Consider the following 23992-nt stretch of genomic DNA (forward strand, 5'->3'; position numbering starts at 1 on the left):
GATAGCAGTCTTAGAACTGCATCAGTTCAGCTTCTTTATCTGCCAGCGCCGCATCAATTTTCTTGATTGCTGCGTCAGTCAGTTTCTGGACATCGTCCTGAGAACGACGATCGTCATCTTCGCTGATTTCTTTATCTTTCAGTAACGCTTTTACCTTGTCGTTTGCATCGCGACGCACGTTACGCACGGAGACACGGCCCTGCTCTGCTTCACCACGAACCACTTTAATAAGGTCCTTACGACGCTCTTCTGTCAGTGCTGGCAGCGGAACGCGGATATCGGTTCCCGCAGAGCTTGGGTTCAGACCTAAATCGGAGGCCATGATGGCCTTCTCAACAGCCGGGCCCATTGAACGGTCGAATACGTTGATTTTCAGCGTGCGGGTATCTTCTACCGTGACCTGTGCCAGCTGACGCAGCGGGGTCGGTGTGCCGTAGTATTCCACGACGATGCCATCCAGCAGGCTTGGGGAAGCACGGCCGGTACGAATTTTGCTGATTTGGGTTTTGAACGCTTCTACGCATTTTTCCATGCGTACTTCAGCATCTTTTCTGATGTCGTTAATCACGTTACGAATCCTTGAAAACTTGTCTCGGGCAAACCATACATCACCAGTGTGGTGAGTATAGTCTCGTTCGGTACAAGGCACCGTGAAAGATGCCTGCCACAATCGCTAAATTATAAAGCGGAATCTTACCTTTATTTGTTGCCTACGGGAATTATTCCGTAATCAACGTGCCTTCTTTTTCGCCCATCACAACGCGGCGCAGCGCGCCAGGCTTGTTCATGTTGAAGACACGGATAGGCAACTTATGGTCACGCGCCAGCGTAAATGCGGCCAAATCCATGACTTTCAGCTCTTTATCCAACACTTCGGTATAGGTGAGTTGCTCGTACATGGTCGCAGTAGGATCTTTTGCCGGATCGGCAGTAAAGACACCATCCACTTTGGTCGCTTTCAGTACCACATCGGCTTCAATTTCGATGCCGCGCAGACAGGCTGCGGAGTCGGTGGTAAAGAACGGATTACCTGTACCCGCGCTCAGGATAACCACGCGGTTGTTGCGCAGCAGGCTGATTGCTTCAGCCCAGCTGTAATTGTCACACACGCCATTCAATGGAATAGCGGACATCAGGCGGGCGTTCACATAGGCGCGGTGAAGCGCATCGCGCATGGCCAAACCATTCATCACAGTCGCCAGCATGCCCATGTGGTCGCCCACAACGCGGTTCATACCCGCTTTCGCGAGCCCTGCACCACGGAACAGGTTACCGCCACCAATCACCACACCAACCTGAATGCCCAGTTCCACCAGTTCTTTGATTTCCTGAGCCATACGATCAAGGATGCTTGCGTCAATACCGAAGCCTTCCGTACCCTGAAGAGCTTCACCACTCAGCTTAAGCAGAATACGTTTGTAGACGGGTTTTGCATTGGTAGCCATGTTTCTTTCCTGAGACTGTCAACGATTGAAATGAGTTAATTCCGGCGACATTGTACGTCGCTTTTCAGCGCAACCACTATAAGGGTTAACTGAATTTACAAGATGGGCGCAAAAAGAAGCCGCCCTCAGGCGGCTTCTTCTTTTTATTAAGACTGCTTGGACATTGCAGCAACTTCTGCTGCGAAGTCAGTCTCAACTTTCTCGATACCTTCACCCACTTCGAAGCGGATGAAGTTAGTCACGTCAGCGTTGTGCTCTTTCAGCAGCTGAGCAACAGTTTTGCTCGGATCCATAACGAAAGGCTGGCCGGTCAGAGAAACTTCGCCGGTGAATTTCTTCATGCGGCCTTCAACCATTTTCTCTGCGATTTCTTTCGGCTTGCCAGACTGCATGGCGATGTCCAGCTGAACCTGGAACTCTTTCTCAACAACTTCAGCAGACACGTCTTCCGGTTTAACGAATTCAGGCTTGCTTGCAGCGATGTGCATTGCCAGCTGTTTAACCAGCTCTTCATCAGCGCCTTTAGCCGCAACCAGAACACCGATACGCGCACCGTGCAGGTAAGAACCCAGCACTTCGCCTTCCAGAGCAGCAACACGACGGATGTTGATGTTCTCACCGATTTTAGCAACCAGCGCGACACGTTCTTCTTCGAACTGTGCTTTCAGAACTTCAACGTCAGTGATTTTGCCAGCAACAGCTGCGTCCAGAACTTTGTTAGCAAATGCCTGGAAACCGCCATCTTTCGCAACGAAGTCAGTCTGGCAGTTTACTTCCAGAATGATGCCGTAGGTACCGTCGATCTTAGTGATGATCACGCCGTCAGCAGCAACGTTGCCTGCTTTTTTCGCTGCTTTGATAGCACCGGACTTACGCATGTTTTCGATTGCCAGCTCGATGTCGCCGTTAGCTTCAGTCAGTGCTTTTTTGCAATCCATCATGCCTGCGCCAGTACGCTCGCGCAGCTCTTTTACCAGGGATGCGGTAATTTCAGCCATTCTTTAATCCTCGGGAGAGATGACCTGCCCGGCAATCAGCCAGACAGGTTTAAAAGTGAAAAAGGGGCCCAAAAGTGGCCCCTATCCATACTCGGTACTAATAAGGGATGGACCTTATTATTCAGCTTCTACGAAGCTTTCTTCCGCCTGAACAGCCAGATCCTGAGAACGGCCTTCACGTACGGTAGCAGCAACAGCATTCAGATACAGGCTAACTGCACGGATTGCGTCGTCGTTACCCGGGATAACGAAGTCAACACCGTCCGGATCGGAGTTGGTATCAACGATAGCAAATACCGGGATACCCAGGTTGTTTGCTTCTTTGATCGCGATGTGTTCGTGGTCAGCGTCGATAACGAACAGTGCGTCCGGCAGGCCGCCCATGTCTTTGATACCGCCCAGGCTGTTTTCCAGCTTGTCCAGTTCACGAGTACGCATCAGCGCTTCTTTCTTGGTCAGCTTGTCGAAAGTACCGTCCTGAGACTGAGTTTCCAGATCTTTCAGACGTTTGATTGACTGACGAACAGTTTTCCAGTTAGTCAGCATGCCGCCCAACCAGCGATGGTTCACGAAGAACTGATCGCAGTTGTTAGCTGCTTCTTTCACCGCTTCGCTCGCAGCGCGTTTAGTACCAACGAAAAGGATTTTGCCTTTACGAGAAGAGATCTTGTTCAGTTCAGCCAGAGCTTCGTTGAACATCGGTACAGTTTTCTCAAGGTTGATGATGTGAACTTTGTTACGTGCGCCGAAGATGAAAGGCTTCATTTTCGGGTTCCAGTAACGGGTCTGGTGACCAAAGTGAACACCAGCCTTGAGCATGTCGCGCATGGAAACAGTTGCCATGATTAGAACCTCTATATAAAAGTTGGGGTTATGCCTCCACGTATCCCATATTACCGACCCCTAAGGGCACCCCGGAATATGTGTCGATACGTGTGTGTTATTTACACAAAGTGAGATTTGTCGACTTCGTTCCGAAGAGGAACGTGAGTCCGGCGCGCTTTATACCACAAACAGCAGCCAGACTCCAATCATTGTTAACGGAGAACGCGCGGCTGAACAGTGAATTTCATGTGACAAACACGCGCCATCCCGCAGCAAAGCGTAGCACCTCGAACACGGATGCGGCACAAAAGGCGCCTGGCAAAATGATTCTCAATTTGGCAGCGGGCGGGCCTGACTGTTACCATTAGCGGTACTTGAACTAAATAATGTCGAAAATCGGCACTGATGGACAGAATCAATGGCTATCTCAATTAAGACCCCAGAAGAAATCGAAAAAATGCGCGTGGCTGGCCGCCTTGCCGCTGAAGTGCTGGAAATGATCGAGCAACACATCAAACCTGGCGTAAGCACTGGCGAACTGGATCGTATTTGTAACGATTACATCGTGAATGAGCAGCATGCAGTTTCGGCTTGCCTCGGCTATCACGGTTTCCCGAAATCCGTGTGTATTTCCATTAACGAAGTGGTCTGCCACGGTATCCCGGATGACGAAAAACTGCTGAAAGATGGCGATATCGTGAACATCGACGTGACCGTCATTAAAGACGACTATCACGGCGATACCTCCAAAATGTTTATCGTAGGCAAGCCTACGATTCTCGGCGAACGCCTGTGCCGCGTCACTCAGGACAGCCTCTATTTGTCCCTTCGTATGGTTAAACCTGGCATTCGCCTGCGCACGCTGGGTGCTGCCATTCAGAAATACGTTGAAGGCGAAGGTTTCTCCGTTGTACGCGAATATTGTGGTCACGGTATTGGCCGTGTTTTCCACGAAGAGCCCCAGGTGCTGCACTACGACGCGGACGATGGCGGCGTGGTGTTGCAGGCGGGCATGACGTTCACCATCGAACCGATGGTAAACGCCGGTGATTACCGCATCCGTACCATGAAAGACGGTTGGACGGTGAAAACAAAAGACCGCAGCCTGTCAGCGCAATATGAACATACCATTGTTGTGACTGAGAACGGTTGCGAGATCCTGACCCTGCGTAAAGACGACACTATCCCGGCAATCCTCACTGCGGAATAATCTCTTACGTATGCGTTCATGAAGCGGCCTGTAAGGGGCCGCTTTTTTATTGACCCGCTCAGAAAACTTGCTTATTTCTTCCGTAAGCACGCACAATTTTCCCTTATATTTCCTGCCATGCTTCATAAAGATAAACGTCTTTTCATTTCCGGTTATCTCTTTTAACTTGTCTGATGAAATGCATGTCTTAACCTTTACTGAATACGTTTTGTCCGCACCGACATATTTACGCCCCGTGTCGTGATTTGCTGTCCCATAGATTAGGGTGGCCTGTTAATGAGCAATACATTTTCTGAACAATTTGTCAGTACGCTAAAACCCACGTTACCAGGTCAGCCTGCTTATCCCGGCGACTGGTCATCAAGTGAACTGACCGTCGCGACAATCAAAGCCCGTATAGACAGCTTCCAGCAGTGGCTGGGGCATGTTTTTGATGCCGGGTTGTCAGCAGAGCAACTCATTGAGGCACGGACTGAATTTATTGACCAGTTGCTGCAACGACTGTGGCTGGACTACGGCTTTGGTGAGCAAAGTGACATTGCCCTGGTTGCCGTCGGCGGCTATGGCCGTGGTGAGCTACATCCCCTTTCTGATATTGATTTGCTGATTTTGAGTCGGGCAAAACTCTCCGATGAAGGGGCACAAAAGATTGGTGAATTACTCACTCTGCTCTGGGATGTGAAGCTGGAAGTGGGGCACAGCGTGCGCACCTTAGAAGAGTGCCTGCTGGAAGGATTATCCGATTTAACCGTGGCCACCAACCTGATTGAATCGCGCCTGCTCATCGGTGATGTCGCGCTATTTCTGGAGCTGCAAAAACACATCTTCAGCGAGTCATTCTGGCCATCGGAAAAGTTCTTCCCGGCAAAAGTCGTGGAACAGAACGATCGCCACCAGCGTTATCACGGTACGAGCTACAATCTGGAACCTGATATTAAAAGCAGCCCCGGCGGACTGCGTGATATTCACACCCTGCAGTGGGTTGCACGCCGCCATTTTGGCGCCACCTCAATGGATGAGATGGTCGGCTTTGGCTTCCTGACCGAAGCCGAGCGTAATGAACTCAACGAATGCCTGCACCTGCTCTGGCGGATACGCTTTGCTCTTCACCTTGAACTCAACCGTTACGACAACCGACTGCTGTTCGACCGTCAGCTCAGCGTTGCGCAGCGTCTGAATTACGTCGGCGAAGGCAATCAGCCCGTCGAACATATGATGAAGGATTTCTACCGTGTCACGCGCCGGGTTACCGAACTGAACCAGATGCTGTTGCAGCTGTTCGATGAAGCCATACTGGCGCTGACGACGGATGAAAAACCACGCGCCATTGATGATGAGTTTCAGCTACGGGGGTCACTGATTGATCTCCGTGATGAAACGCTGTTCATTCGAGAACCGCAGGCGATACTGCGTATGTTCTATATTATGGTGCGCAATAGCAGCATCACCGGGATCTACTCGACCACGCTTCGCCATCTGCGCCACGCACGCCGACACCTGACCCAGCCATTGTGCTACATCCCGGAAGCGCGTTCGATTTTCCTCAGCCTGCTGCGTCATCCAGGTGCGGTAAAACGTGGGCTCTTGCCGATGCATCGCCACAGCGTGTTGTGGGCCTATATGCCGCAGTGGTCGCACATTGTTGGTCAGATGCAGTTTGATCTTTTTCACGCCTATACCGTTGATGAGCACACCATCCGGGTCATGCTTAAACTGGAAACCTTTGCCGATGAAGCCACGCGTCCCCGCCATCCGCTTTGTGTCGACCTCTGGCCACGTCTGACCCACCCTGAGCTCATTTTAATCGCCGCATTATTCCATGATATCGCCAAAGGACGGGGCGGCGACCATTCGGTACTGGGTGCGCAGGATGTACTGAAATTTGCCGAACTCCACGGCCTTAATTCCAGGGAGACCCAACTGGTCGCCTGGCTTGTGCGCAATCATCTGTTAATGTCGGTCACCGCCCAGCGTCGCGACATTCAGGATCCGGAAGTCATCAAGCAGTTCGCCGAGGAGATGCAAACGGAAAATCGTCTGCGTTTCCTGGTTTGCCTGACGGTGGCCGACATCTGCGCGACCAACGAAACCCTCTGGAATAGCTGGAAGCAGAGCCTGCTGCGCGAACTCTATTTCGCCACGGAGAAGCAGCTCCGTCGTGGTATGCAAAATACGCCGGATATGCGCGAACGCGTGCGCCATCATCAATTGCAGGCGTTGGCGCTGTTGCGCATGGATAATATTGATGAAGAAAAACTGCATCAGATTTGGGCACGCTGTCGCGCCAACTATTTTGTCCGCCACAGCCCAAATCAACTGGCCTGGCATGCGCGGCACCTGCTTAAGCACGACCTCAGCAAGCCGCTGATTTTGCTTAGTCCTCAGGCAACACGCGGCGGAACCGAGATTTTTATCTGGAGTCCGGACAGACCCTATCTGTTTGCTGCGGTCTGCGCTGAGCTGGACCGGCGCAACCTGAGCGTTCACGATGCACAAATTTTCACGACGCGCGACGGCATGGCGATGGACACCTTTATCGTGCTGGAGCCCGACGGTAGCCCGCTTTCTGCCGATCGGCACGAAGCAACCCGCTTTGGCCTTGAACAGGCCATTACGCAGCACTCCTGGCAGCCACCGCAGCCGCGTCGCCAACCGGCCAAATTGCGCCACTTTAATGTTGATACTGAGGTCAATTTCCTGCCCACACATACCGACAGACGCACCTTCCTGGAGCTGATTGCCCTTGACCAGCCAGGGCTACTTGCCCGCGTAGGGAAAGTTTTTGCCGACCTGGGTATTTCACTGCACGGGGCGCGAATTACGACAATTGGTGAGCGAGTAGAAGATTTATTTATAATCGCGACAGCCGACCGGCGTGGCCTTAATAATGAGCTGCAACGCGAGGTACAACAACGGTTGACAGAGGCCCTCAATCCAAACGATAAAGGGTAACGTTTTTTTTTACAGAGATGGAAAGAGTCATAATGCAGCAGTTACAGAACGTTATTGAAGCCGCTTTCGAGCGTCGCGCAGAGATCACCCCAGCAAACGTAGATACCGTTACCCGTGAAGCGGTTAAGCAGGTTATCTCCCTGTTGGATTCAGGCGCACTGCGCGTCGCAGAGAAGATTGACGGCCAGTGGGTTACTCACCAGTGGCTCAAGAAGGCAGTTCTGCTCTCGTTCCGCATTAACGATAATCAGGTTATCGACGGTGCGGAAAGCCGCTACTTCGATAAAGTGCCGATGAAATTTGCCAACTATGACGAAGCGCGCTTCCAGAAAGAAGGCTTCCGCGTCGTTCCTCCTGCAGCCGTTCGTCAGGGCGCTTTTATTGCACGTAATACCGTGCTGATGCCGTCCTACGTCAACATTGGCGCTTACGTCGACGAAGGCACCATGGTAGATACCTGGGCGACAGTGGGTTCCTGTGCGCAGATTGGTAAAAACGTTCACCTGTCCGGTGGCGTCGGCATCGGCGGTGTTCTGGAGCCGCTGCAGGCTAACCCAACCATTATCGAAGATAACTGCTTCATCGGCGCACGTTCTGAAGTTGTTGAAGGTGTTATCGTTGAAGAAGGTTCCGTTATCTCCATGGGCGTCTATATTGGACAGAGCACCCGTATTTACGATCGTGAAACCGGTGAAGTGCACTATGGCCGTGTACCGGCGGGCTCCGTTGTCGTTTCCGGCAACCTGCCGTCCAAAGACGGTAAATACAGCCTGTACTGTGCTGTGATCGTTAAGAAAGTCGATGCGAAAACGCGTGGCAAAGTGGGCATCAACGAACTGCTGCGCACCATCGATTAAGTCATACCCTCTTCCAGTTCGGGAGAGGGTGACATATACCGCCTTTTTAACATATTACAGTGGCGAAAATAGATTTTTTCGTTAATTATTCATAGGTTATGTTGAGCTTAAGGGTACCGCTATGTACGATAATCTGAAAAGTTTAGGCATTACCAATCCTGATGAAATTGACCGTTACAGCCTCCGCCAGGAAGCGAATAACGACATCCTGAAAATCTATTTTCACAAGGACAAAGGCGAGTTTTTTGCTAAAAGCGTAAAGTTTAAATACCCTCGTCAGCGTAAGACGGTGGTCGCGGATGGTATCGGTCAGGGTTACAAGGAAGTGCAGGAGATCAGTCCAAACCTGCGCTATGTGATTGATGAGCTTGACCAGATTTGCCAGCGCGATCGCACTGATGTGGATTTGAAACGCAAGATCCTTGACGATCTCCGCCATCTTGAAAGCGTGGTTGCCAACAAGATCAATGAAATTGAATCTGACCTGGAAAAACTCACGCGCAATAAGTAATGGGGAGGGGTGCAGTCTGATGCCCTCACCTCGGCCCTCTCCCTCGGGAGAAGGTGCCAACAGCAAAACGGCAGCCCTGCGGCTGCCGTTTTACTTTTACCTAACGCTGCTCATCCAGCTGCAGTGCCACGTACAGCAGCAGTCTGTCATCAAAATTGCCTAAATCTAATCCCGTTAACTCAGAAATACGGTTCAGCCGATATTCCAGCGTATTACGGTGAATAAAGAGGGCTTTTGAGGTTGCCAGGGGCTGCACGTTATGACGGAACCATGCCGACAACGTCCGGCGCAACAGCCCGTTGTTGTCCATTGCTTTAAGTCGCTGAAGTGGACGAGAGAGTTCGTTGGCCTGCCAGCCACCGCGAAGGCTGTCGAGCAATACAGGCAGCATTAAATCCTGATAGAAGTAGCTGCGGCTTTCCGGCATACGCTGTTTACCCACCATCATGGTGGTGCGCGCGGTACGGTATGAACGGGCGATACTTCCCGGCCCGGTAAAGTAATTTCCCAGCGAGACACGAAAACGCAATTGACCGTTTTCTTTCATGCGCTGAATAAGCTGCTCAACGCGTTTACGATGATCTTCGGCATCCCAACGGCCAAACTGATTGAGCGCAGGCTTGAGCACCACCATCTCCGTCAGAGAAACAATCGCGATGAGATTGTTGCGTTCGGGGGTGGTCAGCGCGTTTTGCAGTTGCTGAAGCTCGGCCATGGCGCTGTCTACGCCTAATTGACCGCTGTCGACTTCCACCACGGCAACCACACGCGGCTGATTCAAATCAATACCTAAACGCTGGGCCCATTCGGTGAGTGCTGGCGTGTGCTCTTCAGCCTGAATCAGGTTCATGACCAGCTCTTCACGCAGGCGGCTATCCTGCGCAAGGAGGTGCATCAAACGGGATTGCTCAAGCATCATTTCGGCAGTCATGCACACCAGCTCGCCGTACTTACGTAACGATTCGGGTTCTCCCGTCAGGCCAATAACGCCCACGATCTCCCCTTCAAGACGCAGCGGCAGGTTGATGCCCTGGCGTACCCCGTGCAGATGGCGGGCTACGGCATCGTCGATATCCACTACGCGACCCTGGGCGAGTACGAGCAGTGCACCTTCGTGCAATTCCCCAATACGTTCGCGATCCCCACTACCAATGATGCGCCCACGTGCATCCATCACGTTAATGTTTGTATCAATGATACGCATTGTGCGTCCCACGATATCCTGCGCCATTTTAGTATCAAGATGCCAGCCAGCCATGTAACCCTCCCGTGAGCAGAGCCCAAGCATATGGGAGAAAACCATGCCGCGCATTGTGCATATGCACAAAGCAGGAATCAGAAGTATGGAGTTGTGGAAGGCCTCACAAAATCTGAGGGAAGCCCTCCCCTCCCGGACGGGAGAAGAGGGTTAAAGCGATTATTGCATGAGCAGATAGAGGGAAGTGTCGCCGCGCTGAATGTTCAATGCCAGCACGGAAGGCTTGCTGTCGAGAATTTTGCGCAGTTCGCCAAGGTTCTTCACGGGTTGTTGGTTTGCACCTATCACCACGTCACCTTTCTTCAGGCCAATGCGGGCAGCCGGCGAATTGGCTTTAACATCATTGACCACCACACCTTCGTCTTTGCCTTTGTTGCTCATTTCAGCGCCTTCAATACCACTGAACACAGTGGCCGCTTCAGCAGGCGTCTGGCTACTCTGTTGCAGCTCGATGCTCACATTGACCGGCTTACCATCGCGAACCAGCCCCAGTGTTACTTTGCTACCAATCGGCATGGAGCCCACTTCGGCACGCAAGGCAGCAAAACTGCCAATCGCTTTTCCATTCAACGAGGTAATGACATCACCGGCTTTCACGCCCGCTTTCGCGGCGGCTGAGTTTGGCATCACCTGGCTCACGAATGCCCCGCGCTGTGCATCGACTTTCATCGCTTTCGCCAGCTCAGAGTTCAGCTCGGTGCCCAGAATCCCCAGTTCGCCACGACGAACCTGACCATACTGCACCATTTGCGCCGTCAGGCTTTTCACCATGTTGCTTGGGATAGCAAACCCAATCCCAATGTTGCCGCCGTCCGGTGCCAGAATCGCGGTATTAATGCCGATCAGCTCACCGTTCAGATTGACCAGCGCACCGCCAGAGTTGCCGCGGTTAATCGCCGCATCCGTCTGAATAAAGTTCTCGTAGTTTTCAGCGTTCAGACCGCTACGACCCAGTGCAGAAACGATACCCGAGGTGACAGTTTCGCCCAGGCCAAATGGGTTACCGATAGCGACCGTATAGTCACCCACGCGCAGTGCGTCAGAATCAGCCAACTGAATAGCCGTCAGGTTTTTCGGCTCCTGAATCTGAATCAGGGCGATATCAGAACGCGGGTCTTTACCCACCACCTTCGCATCGAATTTACGTCCGTCGCTCAGTTGAACCTTAATGGTCGTTGCGTTATCGACAACGTGGTTATTGGTCACCACATAACCTTTTGCCGCATCAATGATGACGCCAGAACCTAACGCCATAAACTTCTGCTGCTGACCGCCACCCGGTGCGCCACCCTGTCCACCTTGTCCACCCTGGCAGAACGGCGAGCTCTGGAACGGAGACCCTTCCTGGCAGAACGGGGAATCATCACCAAAGAACTGCTGGAAGTTGCGCGGCATGCGCGGCGTATTAACCGTCGTGCTGCCTTCCACGTTGATACTCACTACCGATGGCATCACTTTTTCGAGCATCGGGGCGAGGCTTGGAAGTTGTTGCGACGTCGCTGTTGACGAGGCTGTTTCAGCCGCCATGGAAGATATCGGGGTCAGCGCCAGACTTAAGCTCAGCGCCAGAGCACTCATTGCTAACGTAGTTTTTTTCATGTCTCTCAATCTCTTTACAGATAACGCAAAACGGCTGTGTATGTGTCACTCAGAGTCGTTTTATAACGTGAAGTTCCGGGATTAAGTTTTTGGAAAAAGTAAAAATTTATTGTTTCTCTTTACAATTCCCGACTCGTTATTCCACTGCCATCAGGCGACGGTATTCATCCCACGCATATAAATCGGTCATACCGCTGATATAGTCCTGGATGAGACGGCAACGGTGGTAATATTCCATTATTGGATACTCGGCGTCCTCCCTGGATAATTTGCTCACCGCTTCTACATAAACCAGTCGATGGCGGGTAGAGAGCTTTTGAAACAGTCGCGATTCAATGGGTAAACGGCGTACGCGATCTTTTTCCACCAGCTCTGTAAAATCAGCTAAGGGTAATTGCAACAGCGGACGATAAATCTCCAGCAAGCCGCTAATCACCCGATAGCCCTGCAGCTCCAGTTGTTCAACATCAGGATGACTGAACACCTCTTTAATGGCGACGTTTTTATATAATTCAAGGAGCTGGCTATAATCGCTGTCGTCCTCGAGCAGCGCATGATTGAATTCGCCACGGTAAATCTGCGGCAAATTATCGATAAACCGCTGGGCCGCATAAGGCACCAGTTTATTTAACGTATTCACCCGTAAATACATAAAAAACTGATCTTCGGCACTGCGACTCAGGGTATTGGCGCGGGATTTCTCCCAGGCATTTTCCACGACCTGAGAAAAGAGAGAACCCTTTGTATGCTCTCCCCATGCTTCATAAAGATGCTGATAAAGCTGTTCAGCTGAGAAAATACGTTTCTCGACCGCATCCTCAAGATCGGCCACGCAATAGGAAATGTCATCCGCCGCCTCCATAATCCAGGTCAATGGGAAGCGACTGTAAGTGTCGAGATCCAATTCTTTACGCAGCCGTGCAACATAGGCCTCTTCAGAAAAATAGAAGCCCGGTTTTTTCATTAAATAACTGTGCGTTGCCAGGGTTTCCCCCGTCCACCACGCAGGACGAGTGTATTTTAAAATACAGCCCACCTGCGCCCAGGTGAGATTCATGCGCATCAGCGTATGCACCAGGCGAATACCCTGTGCATTACCTTCGAAATGGCTGAGATCCTGGCGCACTTTACGCCGCAATGCGTTAAGACTCTCTTCGCCTTCGCGCAGGCGCAGCGTAACCACTTCGCAGCGGTCGTCCGTCAGCGGTTGGCTGGTGGCATCGTCAGGCACAAGACGCTGGCGGAACCAGTCATTGATGGCGGCCTCACCAAAGTGACCAAAGGGCGGGTTGCCGATGTCGTGCATCAGACACGCCATTTCGACAATGCTCTCAAACGGCCCGGTCAGTTCATCCAGCCCGTAGGTTTCGAGTAAGCGCATCTCTTTCAGGCGGCTGAGAATCTCTTTGGCGATATAACGCCCAACCTGCTGTACCTCAAGCGAATGGGTCAACCTCGTACGCACCGCCGCATTACGCTCAAGCGGGAAGACCTGGGTTTTTTGCTGTAGGCGGCGAATGGCTGCCGAATTAATGATTCGCCCACGATCGCTTTCGAAAATGCGCAGGATTTCACGTTCGGTTTTCACCCCCAGCGGGGAGCGATAGCGACGGTGCCAGTTTATTTTTTTTCGAAAATCGATCTCTGTCATTTCCTCTCCTGTCAGCGAGGCGTCACGGGATGACATGCAATTCTGTATGCCATGATAGACTATGCCCTGTAAACGTAATCCTGTCTTATCACTTTAGCGAGTATCTCCATGAAAATTGGTATTATTGGTGCAATGGAAGAAGAAGTTACGCTGCTGCGTGACAAAATCGACAATCGTCAGACGCTGACTATGGGCGGCTGTGAAATTTACACCGGTACGCTGAATGGTACAGAAGTGGCCCTGCTGAAATCCGGCATTGGTAAAGTAGCCGCAGCCATGGGCGCAACGCTGCTGCTGGAACACTGCAAGCCAGACGTGATTATTAATACCGGTTCCGCCGGTGGATTGGCCTCGACCCTGAAAGTGGGCGATATCGTGGTCTCTGACGAAGCGCGTTACCACGACGCCGACGTCACTGCCTTTGGTTACGAACTTGGCCAGCTTCCGGGCTGTCCGGCTGGTTTCAAAGCCGATGAGAAACTGGTTGCTGCGGCGGAAGCCTGCATTAAACAGCTCAACCTGAATGCCGTGCGTGGCCTGATTGTTAGCGGTGATGCGTTTATTAATGGCTCGGTGGGCCTGGCTAAAATCCGGCATAACTTCCCGCAAGCGGCCGCGGTTGAAATGGAAGCGACGGCGATTGCGCATGTTTGCCACAACTTTGGTATTCCGTTTGTAGTGGTTCGCGCCATCTCTGACGTTGCCGATCAACAATCCCACCTCAGCTTTGACGAGTTCCTGGTGGTCGCTGCGAAACAGTCCAGCCTGATGGTTGAGACGCTGGTGCAGAACCTGGCTCGTGGCTAAGCATTTTTTCAGGGCGCTGGCCGCCCTGTTTCTCCTTTTGCCCGTGTGGCTCTACGCTGCGCCACGCGTCATTTCCCTCTCTCCCGGTAATACTGAACTCGCTTTCGCAGCCGGTATTACGCCCGTGGCTGTAAGCAGCTATTCCGACTACCCTGCCGAAGCCGAGGGTATTGAACAGGTCGCTACCTGGCAGGGCATGAACGTTGAACGTATTGTGGCGTTAAAGCCTGATGTGGTGCTTGCCTGGCGCGGCGGTAATGCTGAACGTCAGGTCAATCAGCTAGAGCGGCTGGGCATTACGGTCATGTGGATTGATGCTGTGACCATTGAACAGGTCGCGGAGTCTCTGAATCAACTGGCACATTATAGCCCGCACCCGGAACAGGCAAAAGAGGCTGCGGCCACGCTTCTCGCGCAGTACAACGCACTGAAAAAACAGTATGCCAGCCAGCCGACAAAACGTGTTTTCCTGCAATTTGGCGGCGAACCGCTTTTCACCAGTGGCAAAGGGTCACTGCAAAACGAGGTACTGGAACTGTGTGGCGGCGAAAATATCTTTGCCGCCAGCCGGGTACCCTGGCCTCAGGTCAGCCGCGAGCAGGTGCTGGCACGTCAGCCTCAGGCCATTGTGGTGGCAGGCGGTGCGAGTGAGATTCCTAAAATTGAACAATTCTGGCGCAAACAGCTCGATATTCCGGTCATTCCTCTCACCGGCGACTGGTTTGAACGTGCCAGCCCGCGTATTATCCTCGCCGCTCAACAACTCTGCTCTGCCCTTGCGCAGGTGAAATAACCGGGGATCGAACCATGCTCGTCTACTGGCTGGATATTGTCGGCACCGCTGTTTTTGCGATATCAGGTGTGTTACTGGCCGGCAAGCTCCGGATGGATCCCTTTGGCGTGCTGGTTCTGGGTGTGGTCACCGCCGTCGGCGGTGGCACTATTCGCGACATGGCGCTGGCCCACGGCCCGGTTTTCTGGGTGAAAGATCCCACCGATCTGGTGGTCGCCATGGTCACCTGCATGCTGACTATTCTGTTAGTTCGTCAGCCACGCCGTTTGCCGAAGTGGGTATTACCCGTGCTGGATGCAGTCGGGCTCGCGGTGTTCGTTGGCATTGGGGTTAACAAAGCGTTTCTGGCCGGCACCGGCCCCCTGGTCGCCATTTGCATGGGCGTATTAACTGGCGTCGGCGGTGGGATTATTCGCGATGTCCTTGCCCGTGAAGTGCCGATGATCCTGCGCACGGAAATCTATGCAACGGCCTGCATCGCCGGTGGGATTGTTCATGCGACCGCCTTTTACGGCTTCGATATGCCGCTGGAAGCCGCCAGTATGGTCGGAATGGTGGTGACGCTGGCTATTCGTCTCGCAGCGATTCGCTGGCACCTCAAGCTGCCCACCTTTGCGCTGGACGAGAATGGCAGATAGCAAAAAGCCGTATCATTGACACGGCTTTTTTGTCACATCCTAAAAATCAGATGCTGAAGGAAGAACCGCAGCCGCAGGTGCTGGTCGCGTTCGGGTTGGTCACCACGAAGCGAGAACCTTCCAGGCCTTCGGTGTAATCAACGGCACCACCCACCAGATACTGGAGGCTCATCGGGTCGACAACAAGGCCCACGCCCTGCTTCTCAATGGTCATGTCGCCATCGTTGATTTGGTCATCAAACGTGAAACCATACTGGAAGCCGCTACACCCACCGCCGGTGATGTAGACACGCAGTTTCAGGTTTGGATTTTCTTCATCTGCGATCAGATGCTTTACTTTGCTGGCGGCTGCATCGGTAAACTGCAGCGGCAGCACTACGTCATCACTCATTTTTTGCTCCCATTCATACTGCGATCTGGGCAAATAGTGACCCGATCTTTTCGGCTATTATCCATCACAGACACTAATCCTTCAAGTCTTCTCCCCCTGCCTTGTCTATCCTTTCCGTGCGCAAAACTTTTATAACGATCGCCGGATCCCTTAGAATGACCCCCACTTTCGAAAATTCACCAGGAACGATTTCATGAGTAAGTCAGAAAACCTCTACAGCGCCGCTCGTAAGCTTATTCCGGGAGGTGTGAACTCTCCGGTTCGTGCTTTTACCGGCGTGGGCGGCACTCCGCTGTTTATTGAGCGTGCTGACGGCGCTTATCTCTACGACGCCGATGGCAAAGCCTATATTGACTACGTCGGCTCCTGGGGTCCGATGGTGCTGGGCCATAACCACCCGGCCATTCGCAGCGCCGTGATAGAAGCGGCTGAACGCGGCCTGAGCTTTGGCGCGCCGACGGAGATGGAAGTCAAAATGGCGGAACTGGTCACCGAACTGGTGCCATCCATGGACATGGTGCGTATGGTGAACTCCGGCACCGAAGCGACAATGAGCGCGATTCGCCTGGCGCGCGGCTTTACCGGGCGCGACAAAATCATCAAATTCGAAGGCTGCTACCATGGCCATGCTGACTGCCTGCTGGTCAAAGCCGGTTCCGGCGCGTTGACGCTGGGCCAGCCGAACTCACCGGGCGTCCCGGCAGATTTTGCTAAACACACGCTGACCTGCACCTATAACGATCTCGCCTCCGTTCGTGAAGCCTTCGAACAGTACCCGCAGGAGATAGCCTGCATCATCGTTGAACCGGTTGCGGGCAACATGAACTGCATTCCGCCGAAAGAGGGCTTCCTGCAAGGTCTGCGCGACGTGTGCGATGAGTTTGGCGCCCTGCTGATTATTGATGAAGTGATGACCGGCTTTCGCGTCGCGCTGGGCGGTGCCCAGGCTTACTACGACGTGACGCCAGACCTGACTTGCCTTGGCAAAATCATCGGCGGCGGTATGCCAGTGGGAGCCTTTGGCGGCCGTCGCGACATCATGGAGGCGCTGGCGCCAACCGGCCCGGTTTATCAGGCGGGTACGCTTTCAGGCAACCCGATTGCGATGGCCGCGGGTTACGCCTGCTTAACTGAAGTGTCGCAGGTTGGCGTTCACGAAACCCTGAATGACTTAACGGCACTGCTGGCTGACGGTTTACTCGATGCTGCGCGCGACAAAGATATCCCGCTGGTGGTGAACCACGTCGGCGGCATGTTCGGCATTTTCTTTACGGATGCGCTGGAAGTCTCAAGCTATCAGGATGTGATGGCATGCGATGTCGAACGCTTTAAGCGCTTCTTCCATCTGATGCTTGAAGAGGGCGTGTATCTGGCGCCGTCTGCTTTCGAAGCGGGTTTCATGTCCGTCGCCCATAGCGAAGAAGACATTCGCAACACCGTCGACGCGGCGCGTCGGGTGTTCGCGAAGCTATAAGCGGGGTGCATCAGGTCAGATTTGTGCGGCCTGATGCCTTCACCCCGGCCCTTTCCCACTGGGCTGAGGAATCCCCACAAAAAATTGCGAGCCGGCCTGGTCCCCTCGCCCCACCGGGGAGAGGGTTAGGGTGAGGGGAAACATGCGACTCTGATGGTTATTCCGTTCACCTTATGTTCCTTGCTTTTCTGTAGCGCCAGAACCTGTGAACGTGCCAGGGTGGCTCACCGCCACCACCCTGGCGACCCGGGCTCCCGGCCAGGAAAATCGCCGCTGGCGCGGTCCACTCAGCTTCTCCTTCAGGCTTATCGGGGACGGGCGAAGGTAACGTCCGTGTAAAGTCGCCCTCGCCGCGCATCCCTGCGCGGCGCCCCGGCCTTACGGATACGCTTCGTCGATTTTCAGCCGGACCCAGTCATCGCGGTGACAGTTTTATTCTCATTGCGCAATGTTATCGCTGTAAAACGTAATATTACTAGGTATCCCTCAGCCCATTGGGAGAGGGATGACATATTAACGACTCTGCTTTCTCAGCAGATAGATAAAGTAGGGTGCGCCGATAAAGGTCGACAGCAAGCCTGCCGGAACCTGATACGGGAACATCATCATCCGCCCGCACCAGTCTGCGATCACCAGCAGTAATCCTCCCACCAGCGCCGACATAACGATATGCGGCATCGTACGTCGGAACCCCATCATGCGCGCGATATGCGGGGCCATCAGACCGATAAAGCTCAGCGGGCCAATGGTCATGGTCGCCGCAGCGGTAAGGCAGGCAGCTAACAGTAGCAGCGCGATACGCGATGACGTCAGCGCCATCCCCACCGAACGCGCCGTGTCGCCCCCCAGCGGCAATACCGTCAACCAACGTCGGCACAGCGGCACCATCGCTAAGAGCACAACCATTATCAGGCCGGTACGCGCAACCTGCCCAAAGGTTGCATTGTAGGTCGAACCGGAGATCCAGGTCAGGATCTGCGCCATGCGCGGGTCACCGCTTGCCTGCAGCATCATCAGCAGCATAGTGAATGCGGTACTCAGCGCCATCCCGGCAAGCAGCATCCGGTGTGGCGAGAAACCGCCACGTCCAGCGGCAACCAGGATAATGAACAGCGTAATGGCGGCGCCCAGGCTTCCGGCAGGCATTAGCCAGCCAAAGGCATTGCCGGGTACAAAGAACAGCATCACCACGACACCAAACGCAGCACCCGAACTGATACCTAACACTTCCGGGCTCGCCATGGGGTTACCGGTCAGGCGCTGGATAATGCAGCCCGCCACCGCCAGCATCACCCCGGCGGTCAGCGCGGCGGCGATACGCGGCACACGCCACTGTATGACATCATTGAGTAGCGAACCCGTTAACCAGCGCCAGCCTTCAGCGTCACGCCCGAAGGAGAGCGCGACCCACATCCCCAGCAGCAGAACCATCACCCCTGCAAGGGCAAACCACTGCACGTTTCCGCGCTCGTTGGGTACGTTGTCCCCTGCGTCCATTGACGGCGCGCTCATGCTGCGCAGACGCGGCAACAGCCATAACAGGAGCGGCGCGCCAATCAGCGCCGTCACTGAACCGGTGGAAACTTCCATCCACACGCGGGTCAGCCACAAAATAAGCTGGTCAGAGAGCCACAGGATCAGGGCACCGATTAACGGGGCCAGCATCAGCCGGGCCAGCAAACGCCGCGCGCCCAGCATTTTTGCCAGTAACGGCGCAAACAGGCCGATAAAACCGATAATCCCCACGGCGTTGACCAGCAGTGCGCTGAGCACAATTGCCAGCGTTAATGCGCCAAGGCGGGCTAAAGAGAGCGCCAGCCCCAGGTTGCGCGCCACGCCGTCGTCCAGCCCCATTAACGTCAGCGGACGTAGCAGCAGCAGCGTCAACACCACGCCACCGAGCAGTTGCGGCCATAAGCGCTCTACTCCACTCCAGTCGGTTTGCGTGAGCGTCCCGGTGCTCCAGAGGAACATGCTTTGCAGTTGATCATGATGAAAAAGCACCAACAGTTGGTTTATCGCCCCGCAGTAGAGACTGACCACCAGGCCCGCGAGAATGAGCGTCACTGGTGAGAGCCGCTTACCCCAGGCAACACCAAACACCAGTGCACCGACGACACAGGCACCCGCCAGAGCAGCAAACTGGGTGGTCAGCGCACCCGGCAAGGTCCAGAGCGTGGTTATGGTAATGCCAAGCTGCGCACCGGTAGAGACGCCGAGCGTCGTCGGTTCTGCCAGCGGGTTACGCAGGACCTGCTGAAACAGCACCCCGACCAGACCCAGCCCTGCCCCTACCAGCAGCGCGATGGCCAGCCGCGGCAGCAGACTGTAATGGAACAGCATCTGTTCGATACTCTCGATATCTGGCGCGGTCATGGCCTGCGCCCATTGCGCACGCGGCAGTGCGGCGTTGAAATTCACCCACGTCAGCCAGATGCCGGCAATGAAGAGTAGCGAGAGCAAAATGGCCGGAAGGGGAGCAATACGATTTCTCATGCTTTTCCCCCGAGCGCGTTATCGAGTACGCGAACAAAATGCATTGCCGAAAGCGTGGCACCATAGAACCAGACGGCAGGCACACGCTGGAAACGTCCGGCGCGCACGAACGGCATTGCCTGCCACAGCGGCGTGGCCATTAACGTCTTCATCTCCGCGTCATTGCCGTGATCAAAACACAGGACATCGACATCTTTAAATGCAGCCAGCCGGTCAATGCCCACGGTGGTACTGCCCCAGAAGGTAGTTTCTCCCTGCCAGGCATTTCGAATACCAAACTCATCCATCACTTCCTGGAACAGGCAATTCTGGGTAAAGACCAGCACATGGCGCGCATCCAGTAGCGTCACCATAAGCAGCGGACGTTCGCCTCGTCCGGCAAAATGCGGCTTTCTGCTGGCAATAAAGCGGTCAAATTCATCCAGATGCTTTTGCGCCGCCGCCTCCATATTCAACAGTTGTGCCATCTCATTAAGCGATTTTCTGGCGGTTGCCAGCGGCTTTTTACCGTCGCTAAAGCTAAAACCGCGACCCGGCGCAATTTTTGCCAGGATGTCGGCTGAAGGGCCGTAACCCGCAGACCACATGAGATATGACGGTTTCATTTGGGTCAGCAGTTCAAGGTTCGGTTCGGTGCGTAGCCCAACATCAATCACTCCGTCCGGGAGCGCAGGTTCATTAACCCACATGTTGTAATTGGGAATGTCGCAAATGCCGTAAGGCTTAATCCCCAACGCCAGCATCAGTTCGACCGGCAGCCACTCCAGGCCGACAATACGCTGAGTATCAATGGCAGCGGCCTGCGCGCTGCGCATCTGCCACAGCAGGGGGGAAAGTGCCATCATCGTCAGCAGACGACGGCGGCTAATCTGATTAAAACCATCCATTAGTAGACAAAGCTCACCGGTGCAGCCCCTGACGGGTGAGGGAGTATTCCCATCGGAATACCATAAATTTGCTCGAGGGTTTCGGCACGCATGAGTGCCTCCGGCGTCCCTTCTGCAATCTTTTCGCCCCCGCGCAGCGCCACCAGATAGTCGCAGTAGCGAGCCGCCATGTTGATGTCGTGCAGAACGGCAATCACCGTAAGCCCACGCTGCTGACTTAAACGGTGTACCAGCGCCAGCACATCCACCTGATGGGCAATATCCAGCGCAGAGGTCGGCTCATCAAGCAACAGGCAGCGGCTGTCCTGCGCCACCAGCATGGCGATCCACGCACGCTGACGTTCCCCCCCTGACAGGCTATCCACCAGACGATGCGCCAGTGGCTTCAGACCCACCAGCGTAATCGCCTCTTCCACTTTCTCACGGTCAGCAACGCCAAAGCGCCCCAGCGCGCCATGCCACGGATAACGTCCAATCGCCACCAGTTCGCGTACGGTCATGCCTTCAGCCTGCGGCAACTGCTGCGGCAGATAAGCGACTTTGCGGGCAAAGGACTTGCTGTTCCAGCTTGCGAGCGGTTGACCATCAAGCAGCACCTCACCGTCCGACGGGGGCTGATGACGACCAAGTATTTTGAGCAGCGTGGATTTACCGGAACCGTTGTGGCCAATCAACCCCGTCACTTTTCCGACCGGGAAGGTCAGCGAGAGCGGGTGAAGCAGCGTACGACCAGGCACCCTAAAGGTGAGGTCGGCGAGTTGAAATGTAGTATCGGGAAGCGCGATGTTTTCCTGCATGAGTGCCAACTTATAAAAGGGCACGGCGAACCGTGCCCGAAGAGAGATTAGAAGCGGAAGGTTGCTGTTGCCACCACCTGACGCTCAGCGCCCCAGAAGCAGCCGTAAGAGTTGAAGCAGCTTGCAACATATTCACGGTCGAACAGGTTATTTACGTGTACCGCTACGTTAGAACCCGCCATACCCACGCGTGCCAGGTCGTAACGCACCAGCGCATCAACAACGGTATAACTGCCCACCTTGAAGCTGTTCGCCGGGTCGCCCTGGCTGGAACCGGTGAAGCGCGCGCCCGTCCCTAACGTCAGGCCAGACAGTGCGCCATCATAGAAGGTGTAATCGCCCCACGCAGACGCCATGTGTTTTGGCACCTGAGCAGGTGTATTGCCTTTGTAGTTGGTATCGGTGGTGTACTCAGCGTCGGTGTAGGTATAAGAGCCGACCACGTTAATGCTGGCGGACAGTGCCGCTTTCGCTTCCACTTCAACGCCGCGCGCGCGAATTTCGCCGCCTTCAACGGACCATGAGGAACCCGCCGGGTCGGCCATCAGGTTGTTGCTTTTGGTCAACTGATATACAGCACCGGTTAACACAATAGGGCGATCCTTCGGCACGTATTTCACGCCGGCTTCATACTGCTTACCTTTAGACGGCGCAAAAATTGCACCATCAGCACCGGTTGTAGAGGCCGGTTCGAAGGATTCGCTGTAGCTGAAGTACGGGGTGACACCGTTATCAAACAGGTAGTTCACACCACCACGCCAGGTGAACTGGTTATCGTCACGTGCGGCCTGAGTGCCATAGTCACGGTTAAAGGAATCCTGCTTCGCCCAGTCGTAGCGGCCACCCAGCGTGACCAGGACCTTATCCCACTGCGCCTGATCCTGGGCATAAACACCGGTCTGCTTCTGGTTTAGAAGCACCCGGTAAGGACCAGACGGCCCGTCATGTGCACCAAAGTCGTAATCACTGCGATCGAGATGATAAATATCTGACGGCGCGACAGAGCCTGCATAGCCAAAGTATGAGTTGATATCGTTCCGCATGCGCATGAAGTCGACACCGGTCAGCAGGATGTGATCGATGGCGCCGGTCGCAAATTTACTCTGCAGTTGGGTATCAACGGTAAAGGTCTGCAGTTTCTCGCGGTCAATCACATACTGACGGGTCAGCGTGTGATCCCAGTCAGACTGCGGAACGCTCAGACAAGGACTTTTCTCAAGCGACGCGGCATCTTTGGTATACAACTTATCGGAACACATTCCGTAGCCGTACACACTGTTCTGCGCCACTTTGTTCTCTGCAAAGCGCAGGTTCTGGCGCACGGTGAAGGTGTCATCAAAGCCGTGTTCGAAGCTGTAGCCCACCATTTTCTCATTACGAGAGTAGGTATTGTTTTCCGCGCCTTCGTTGAAATCCCGGGAGAGGCGTTTGCCATTCGGCAGCGGTTGAACCGTACCCTCTTTTGGCAACCAGCCGTAATAACCGGTATCCGGCTCGTTCTGGAAATAAGAGAGGAAGGTGAAGTTCGTTTTGTCATCCGGACGCCAGCTAAATGAGGGCGCAATGGTATAACGCTGCTCTTTTGCGCCTTCCTGCTGCGCATTAGCTGAACGTGCAAGACCGGTTAAACGGTAAGAATAAACACCGTCATCATCCAGCGCATCGCTGAAATCGAACCCGGTCTGGTAGAGATTATCGGTGCCCATTTTGAACTGCACTTCGTACAGCGGCGTCGTAGTTGGACGCTTGCTGACCATATTCAGCAGTCCACCCGGGCTGCTCTTTCCGTACAGCACGGAAGACGGCCCACGCAGGACTTCGGCACGTTCAAGCATATAAGGATCAATCACCGCGTCGTTATAGAAGTTGCCCTGCATCTTCATACCGTCGAGGTAGTTGTTCTGGCTCTGTCCATCAGCGGCAAAACCACGAATGACCAGGTAGTCATAGGTATTAGAGGCGCCACGGGTCCCCACGGCCACACCCGGTGTATAGCTTAAGGCTTCTTTAACCGACTTTGGCTGGTGCAACGCCATCTCTTCGCTGGTCACCACCGAGATAGACTGCGGCGCCTTCTCAATAGAGGTGTCCGTTTTGGTCGCCGTTGCGGATTGCCGTGCCGCAATGGTCGCAGCCGGCCCCCACGCACTCTCCTGCGGAGCGGCGGCAGCATTAACGGTGATGGTATCTTCTTTTTGGGTCGTAGCAGCCTGTGCATAAACAGACATGCCGCTAACCGCTGTGGCTACAACTACTGCGATTTTACGCAGTGAGATGTTGACTGGCTGAGCAGTTTTTGGACGCGCCATGATAGTTTTCTCTGACGATGAGTGAATGATAACGTAAACGATAATTATTATTATGACGGCAGCATAATATGCGAACCATTATCGCTATAGCAAG

Annotated in this window: 20 protein-coding genes; 8 read left to right on the plus strand and 12 right to left on the minus strand. The window is 54.0% G+C overall.

Translation table 11 applies throughout. The features are described from left to right. Positions 1-10: 10 nt before the first annotated feature. The 4 genes from frr to rpsB all read right to left on the minus strand — a co-directional run bounded on the left by frr (position 11) and on the right by rpsB (position 3286). Positions 11-568 (minus strand): ribosome recycling factor, encoded by a 558-nt coding sequence (gene frr, locus ACUY4Q_RS19845; RefSeq protein WP_458044404.1) that lies wholly within the window; start codon positions 566-568, stop codon positions 11-13. Positions 569-719: 151 nt separating this feature from the next. After that, entirely contained in the window at positions 720-1445 is a 726-nt protein-coding gene (gene pyrH, locus ACUY4Q_RS19850) for a UMP kinase (RefSeq protein WP_035891961.1), read from the minus strand. 146 nt (positions 1446-1591) lie between these two features. Next, entirely contained in the window at positions 1592-2443 is an 852-nt protein-coding gene (gene tsf / locus ACUY4Q_RS19855; RefSeq protein ID WP_437433358.1) for a translation elongation factor Ts, read from the minus strand. Positions 2444-2560: 117 nt separating this feature from the next. Next, positions 2561-3286, minus strand: a complete 726-nt coding sequence (gene rpsB / locus ACUY4Q_RS19860; protein ID WP_437433359.1) for a 30S ribosomal protein S2 — start codon at positions 3284-3286, stop codon at positions 2561-2563. 400 nt (positions 3287-3686) lie between these two features. Between rpsB and map the strand changes: the two genes are divergently transcribed. The 4 genes from map (at position 3687) to ACUY4Q_RS19880 (ending at position 8798) form a co-directional block, all read left to right on the plus strand. After that, a complete protein-coding gene (gene map / locus ACUY4Q_RS19865) occupies positions 3687-4478 on the plus strand; it encodes a type I methionyl aminopeptidase (RefSeq protein WP_458044405.1) in 792 nt (263 codons plus the stop codon). 276 nt (positions 4479-4754) lie between these two features. Next, on the plus strand, positions 4755-7430 hold the full coding sequence (glnD, locus tag ACUY4Q_RS19870) for a bifunctional uridylyltransferase/uridylyl-removing protein GlnD (protein ID WP_458044406.1): 2676 nt from the start codon (positions 4755-4757) through the stop codon (positions 7428-7430). Between the two features lie 32 nt (positions 7431-7462). Then, positions 7463-8287, plus strand: a complete 825-nt coding sequence (gene dapD, locus ACUY4Q_RS19875) for a 2,3,4,5-tetrahydropyridine-2,6-dicarboxylate N-succinyltransferase (protein WP_458044407.1) — start codon at positions 7463-7465, stop codon at positions 8285-8287. Between the two features lie 121 nt (positions 8288-8408). Then, positions 8409-8798, plus strand: a complete 390-nt coding sequence (locus ACUY4Q_RS19880) for a DUF3461 family protein (protein ID WP_458044408.1) — start codon at positions 8409-8411, stop codon at positions 8796-8798. Positions 8799-8898: 100 nt separating this feature from the next. Here the strand turns inward: ACUY4Q_RS19880 and cdaR are convergent, their stop codons facing one another. The 3 genes from cdaR to dgt form a co-directional block, all read right to left on the minus strand. Continuing rightward, positions 8899-10056 carry a DNA-binding transcriptional regulator CdaR gene (cdaR, locus tag ACUY4Q_RS19885; protein ID WP_458044409.1) on the minus strand — a complete coding sequence of 386 codons (1158 nt, stop codon included), beginning with the start codon at positions 10054-10056 and terminating at the stop codon, positions 8899-8901. A 159-nt stretch (positions 10057-10215) separates the two neighbouring features. Beyond that, the gene (degP, locus tag ACUY4Q_RS19890) at positions 10216-11655 is read right to left on the minus strand and encodes a serine endoprotease DegP (protein ID WP_458044410.1); all 1440 of its coding nucleotides are present in this window, start codon (positions 11653-11655) and stop codon (positions 10216-10218) included. A 136-nt stretch (positions 11656-11791) separates the two neighbouring features. Continuing rightward, a complete protein-coding gene (gene dgt, locus ACUY4Q_RS19895) occupies positions 11792-13306 on the minus strand; it encodes a dGTPase (RefSeq protein ID WP_458044411.1) in 1515 nt (504 codons plus the stop codon). A gap of 108 nt (positions 13307-13414) precedes the next feature. Here dgt and mtnN point away from each other — a divergent pair, with 108 nt between their 5' ends. Genes mtnN through ACUY4Q_RS19910 form a run of 3 tightly spaced genes read left to right on the plus strand, consistent with a single transcriptional unit; the run spans position 13415 to position 15544 of the window. After that, a complete protein-coding gene (gene mtnN, locus ACUY4Q_RS19900) occupies positions 13415-14113 on the plus strand; it encodes a 5'-methylthioadenosine/S-adenosylhomocysteine nucleosidase (RefSeq protein WP_458044412.1) in 699 nt (232 codons plus the stop codon). Further along, positions 14106-14906: a vitamin B12 ABC transporter substrate-binding protein BtuF gene (gene btuF, locus ACUY4Q_RS19905; RefSeq protein ID WP_458044413.1), complete on the plus strand. Its 801-nt coding sequence runs from the start codon at positions 14106-14108 to the stop codon at positions 14904-14906. Before mtnN ends, btuF begins: the two co-directional genes overlap by 8 nt. A gap of 14 nt (positions 14907-14920) precedes the next feature. After that, a complete protein-coding gene (locus ACUY4Q_RS19910; protein ID WP_458044414.1) occupies positions 14921-15544 on the plus strand; it encodes a TRIC cation channel family protein in 624 nt (207 codons plus the stop codon). A 46-nt stretch (positions 15545-15590) separates the two neighbouring features. On the opposite strand, the gene erpA is transcribed toward ACUY4Q_RS19910, so the two are convergent. Beyond that, positions 15591-15935 (minus strand): iron-sulfur cluster insertion protein ErpA, encoded by a 345-nt coding sequence (gene erpA, locus ACUY4Q_RS19915; RefSeq protein ID WP_458044415.1) that lies wholly within the window; start codon positions 15933-15935, stop codon positions 15591-15593. 193 nt (positions 15936-16128) lie between these two features. Here erpA and hemL point away from each other — a divergent pair, with 193 nt between their 5' ends. Beyond that, positions 16129-17409 carry a glutamate-1-semialdehyde 2,1-aminomutase gene (gene hemL / locus ACUY4Q_RS19920; protein WP_458044416.1) on the plus strand — a complete coding sequence of 427 codons (1281 nt, stop codon included), beginning with the start codon at positions 16129-16131 and terminating at the stop codon, positions 17407-17409. A gap of 513 nt (positions 17410-17922) precedes the next feature. On the opposite strand, the gene fhuB is transcribed toward hemL, so the two are convergent. Genes fhuB through fhuA form a run of 4 tightly spaced genes read right to left on the minus strand, consistent with a single transcriptional unit; the run spans position 17923 to position 23898 of the window. Next, the gene (gene fhuB, locus ACUY4Q_RS19925; protein WP_458044417.1) at positions 17923-19905 is read right to left on the minus strand and encodes a Fe(3+)-hydroxamate ABC transporter permease FhuB; all 1983 of its coding nucleotides are present in this window, start codon (positions 19903-19905) and stop codon (positions 17923-17925) included. After that, a complete protein-coding gene (gene fhuD, locus ACUY4Q_RS19930) occupies positions 19902-20792 on the minus strand; it encodes a Fe(3+)-hydroxamate ABC transporter substrate-binding protein FhuD (protein ID WP_458044418.1) in 891 nt (296 codons plus the stop codon). The genes fhuB and fhuD overlap by 4 nt, the downstream gene beginning before the upstream one ends. Beyond that, positions 20792-21589, minus strand: a complete 798-nt coding sequence (gene fhuC, locus ACUY4Q_RS19935; protein ID WP_458044419.1) for a Fe3+-hydroxamate ABC transporter ATP-binding protein FhuC — start codon at positions 21587-21589, stop codon at positions 20792-20794. Before fhuC ends, fhuD begins: the two co-directional genes overlap by 1 nt. Positions 21590-21636: 47 nt before the next feature. Next, positions 21637-23898 carry a ferrichrome porin FhuA gene (gene fhuA / locus ACUY4Q_RS19940; protein ID WP_458044420.1) on the minus strand — a complete coding sequence of 754 codons (2262 nt, stop codon included), beginning with the start codon at positions 23896-23898 and terminating at the stop codon, positions 21637-21639. Positions 23899-23992 lie beyond the last annotated feature (94 nt).

It is taken from the genome of Phytobacter cepae (assembly GCF_054165735.1).

Coding starts and splice junctions, on each gene's coding strand:
- pyrH (WP_035891961.1), bottom strand. CDS start 1,445: ATGGCTACCAATGCAAAACCCGTCTACAAACGTATTCTGCTTAAGCTG.
- tsf (WP_437433358.1), bottom strand. CDS start 2,443: ATGGCTGAAATTACCGCATCCCTGGTAAAAGAGCTGCGCGAGCGTACT.
- rpsB (WP_437433359.1), bottom strand. CDS start 3,286: ATGGCAACTGTTTCCATGCGCGACATGCTCAAGGCTGGTGTTCACTTT.
- map (WP_458044405.1), top strand. CDS start 3,687: ATGGCTATCTCAATTAAGACCCCAGAAGAAATCGAAAAAATGCGCGTG.
- glnD (WP_458044406.1), top strand. CDS start 4,755: ATGAGCAATACATTTTCTGAACAATTTGTCAGTACGCTAAAACCCACG.
- dapD (WP_458044407.1), top strand. CDS start 7,463: ATGCAGCAGTTACAGAACGTTATTGAAGCCGCTTTCGAGCGTCGCGCA.
- ACUY4Q_RS19880 (WP_458044408.1), top strand. CDS start 8,409: ATGTACGATAATCTGAAAAGTTTAGGCATTACCAATCCTGATGAAATT.
- cdaR (WP_458044409.1), bottom strand. CDS start 10,056: ATGGCTGGCTGGCATCTTGATACTAAAATGGCGCAGGATATCGTGGGA.
- degP (WP_458044410.1), bottom strand. CDS start 11,655: ATGAAAAAAACTACGTTAGCAATGAGTGCTCTGGCGCTGAGCTTAAGT.
- dgt (WP_458044411.1), bottom strand. CDS start 13,306: ATGACAGAGATCGATTTTCGAAAAAAAATAAACTGGCACCGTCGCTAT.
- mtnN (WP_458044412.1), top strand. CDS start 13,415: ATGAAAATTGGTATTATTGGTGCAATGGAAGAAGAAGTTACGCTGCTG.
- ACUY4Q_RS19910 (WP_458044414.1), top strand. CDS start 14,921: ATGCTCGTCTACTGGCTGGATATTGTCGGCACCGCTGTTTTTGCGATA.
- erpA (WP_458044415.1), bottom strand. CDS start 15,935: ATGAGTGATGACGTAGTGCTGCCGCTGCAGTTTACCGATGCAGCCGCC.
- hemL (WP_458044416.1), top strand. CDS start 16,129: ATGAGTAAGTCAGAAAACCTCTACAGCGCCGCTCGTAAGCTTATTCCG.
- fhuB (WP_458044417.1), bottom strand. CDS start 19,905: ATGAGAAATCGTATTGCTCCCCTTCCGGCCATTTTGCTCTCGCTACTC.
- fhuD (WP_458044418.1), bottom strand. CDS start 20,792: ATGGATGGTTTTAATCAGATTAGCCGCCGTCGTCTGCTGACGATGATG.
- fhuC (WP_458044419.1), bottom strand. CDS start 21,589: ATGCAGGAAAACATCGCGCTTCCCGATACTACATTTCAACTCGCCGAC.
- fhuA (WP_458044420.1), bottom strand. CDS start 23,898: ATGGCGCGTCCAAAAACTGCTCAGCCAGTCAACATCTCACTGCGTAAA.